General features: G+C 40.0%; 2 protein-coding genes. Both read left to right on the top strand.

The genetic code is table 11. The features are described from left to right. The coding region (locus AAF462_11765) for a peptide-binding protein (GenBank protein ID MEM7009799.1) at positions 1-1,177 on the top strand (1,177 nt) is incomplete at its 5' end. A gap of 103 nt (positions 1,178-1,280) precedes the next feature. After that, the coding region (locus tag AAF462_11760; protein ID MEM7009798.1) for an ABC transporter permease at positions 1,281-2,041 on the top strand (761 nt) is incomplete at its 3' end.

Raw genomic sequence — 2,041 nt, 5'->3', positions numbered from 1 at the left:
TAAAGCAATAGATGATTTAACAGTAGAATTTACTTATGCAAGACCATACTTTTTGGCCTTAGAATTTTGCGGTGGCATGCCAATTGTGCCAAAGCACATATTTGATAAAGGCGACTTCAACACTAACCCTGCAGGCAGATCACCTGTTGGCACTGGGCCGTACAAATTCGTAAGATGGACAACTGGAAGAGATATTGTCATTGAGAAAAACCCAGACTATTGGGGTGACAAACCTAAATTGGACAAAATTGTCTTTAAAATCATTACAGACAACACAGTAGCTTTTCAGGTATTAAAACGTGAAGAGCTCGATGTATCTGGCCTAACACCGATTCAGTGGGAGCGTCAAACAAATACTCCCTCATTTAAAGAAAATTATGACAAGCTTAGCTACTTCACACCTAACTACAGCTATATAGGCTGGAACTCAAGAAGACCTTATTTCGCAGATAAAAAAGTAAGAACCGCACTCACACATCTGGTGAACAGAGAGTTAATACTAAATAAAATTCTTTTTGATCTTGGTGCGATTGTCACTAATCCATTCTATATCAACAGTCCCGAATATGATAAATCCATCGAGCCTTATCCCTACGATCCCAAAAAGGCTGAGGAGCTATTAGAAGAAGCAGGCTGGGTTGATAGTGACGGAGACGGTATTCGTGATAAAGACGGCGTTAAGTTTGCTTTTGAATTCTTAATACCAGGCGGCTCTGAGACAGGAGAGAAGATTGCTACAATTCTGAAAGAAGAGCTGGACAAGATGGGCATTCAGATGGATATCAGAAAAACAGAGTGGGCGGTTTTCACTACCAGACTTAATGAGCGCAACTTTGACGCGGTGACGCTCGCTTGGTCTATGGGCGTTGAATCTGACCCGTATCAGATTTGGAGTTCCACACAAGCAGATAGCGGCTCAAATTTTATAGGATTTAAAAACGAAGAGGCCGATAAATTAATTGAACAGGCCAGAGTTGAGTTTGACCGTGAAAAGAGAAAAGAGCTTTACAGGCGCTTTGCAGAAATTGTCCATGAAGAGCAGCCATATACTTTTTTATTCTGCAGAAAATCTACTGTTGCAGTGAACAAAAGATTTGAGAATGTGACAGTTTATCCGCTTGGGATAGATTTTGTGGAATGGCATGTACCGCTTCCTCTACAGATGTATAGCGAGTAATTAACACTAAAAGCAGACCTCAAATTGTTAGCCCATTTCAATAATTGCAACTATTTGGGTATAAATTAAGTCTTATACCTATCGAAATCGGCTAAGCAAAACTATGAGAGACTATATATTTAAAAGACTGCTCCTTCTTATTCCAACCCTTTTTGGAATAACTCTCATAACATTTTTTATAATCCAGCTTGCACCAGGTAATCCGGTTGAAAGAAAACTGCAGTTAGACCAGGGCATACAAGCTGAAGCTATCACTCAGCAAATCGTAGAAGAGACTAAAAAGCTCTACGGACTGGACAAGCCCATATACGAGAGATACTGGATATGGGTAAAGCAGATAGCCACTTTAGACTTTGGCAGGTCCTATAAAGACCATAGGCCTGTAATAAATAAGATTGCAGAGCGCATTCCAATCACACTTGCTCTAAATATAATCTCTATAATTTTGATATATATAATTGCAATACCTATAGGTGTGTATGCTGCTGTGTCACACGGTAGATTCTCTGAGCGGGTAAGTACATTCTTTTTATTTATCTTATATTCGATCCCGAGTTTTTGGATGGCTATGATTCTAATTTTCTTTTTAGGGGGAGGCGATTACTGGGATCTGTTCCCGGTTTATGGAATCCTCTCGCCAGGGGCTGAGAACTATCCGTTCTACAAGAAAGCCATTAATTTCCTTTGGCATATTGCGCTGCCGGTATTTTGTTTAACCTACGGCAGTCTTGCTTATCTATCTAGATTTCAGAAAGGAAGCCTACTAGAAGTATTAAGAGAAGATTTTGTAAGGACCGCAACCGCAAAAGGCCTTCCGAAACACAAAGTGCTATTAAAGCATGCGCTTAGAAACGCACTTATTCC

It is taken from the genome of Thermodesulfobacteriota bacterium (assembly GCA_039028315.1).
Taxonomy (GTDB): domain Bacteria; phylum Desulfobacterota_D; class UBA1144; order Nemesobacterales; family UBA2774; genus CR02bin9.
The sequence above is the reverse complement of the archived record's forward strand: the minus strand, read 5'-3'. Positions and strand labels throughout refer to the sequence as shown.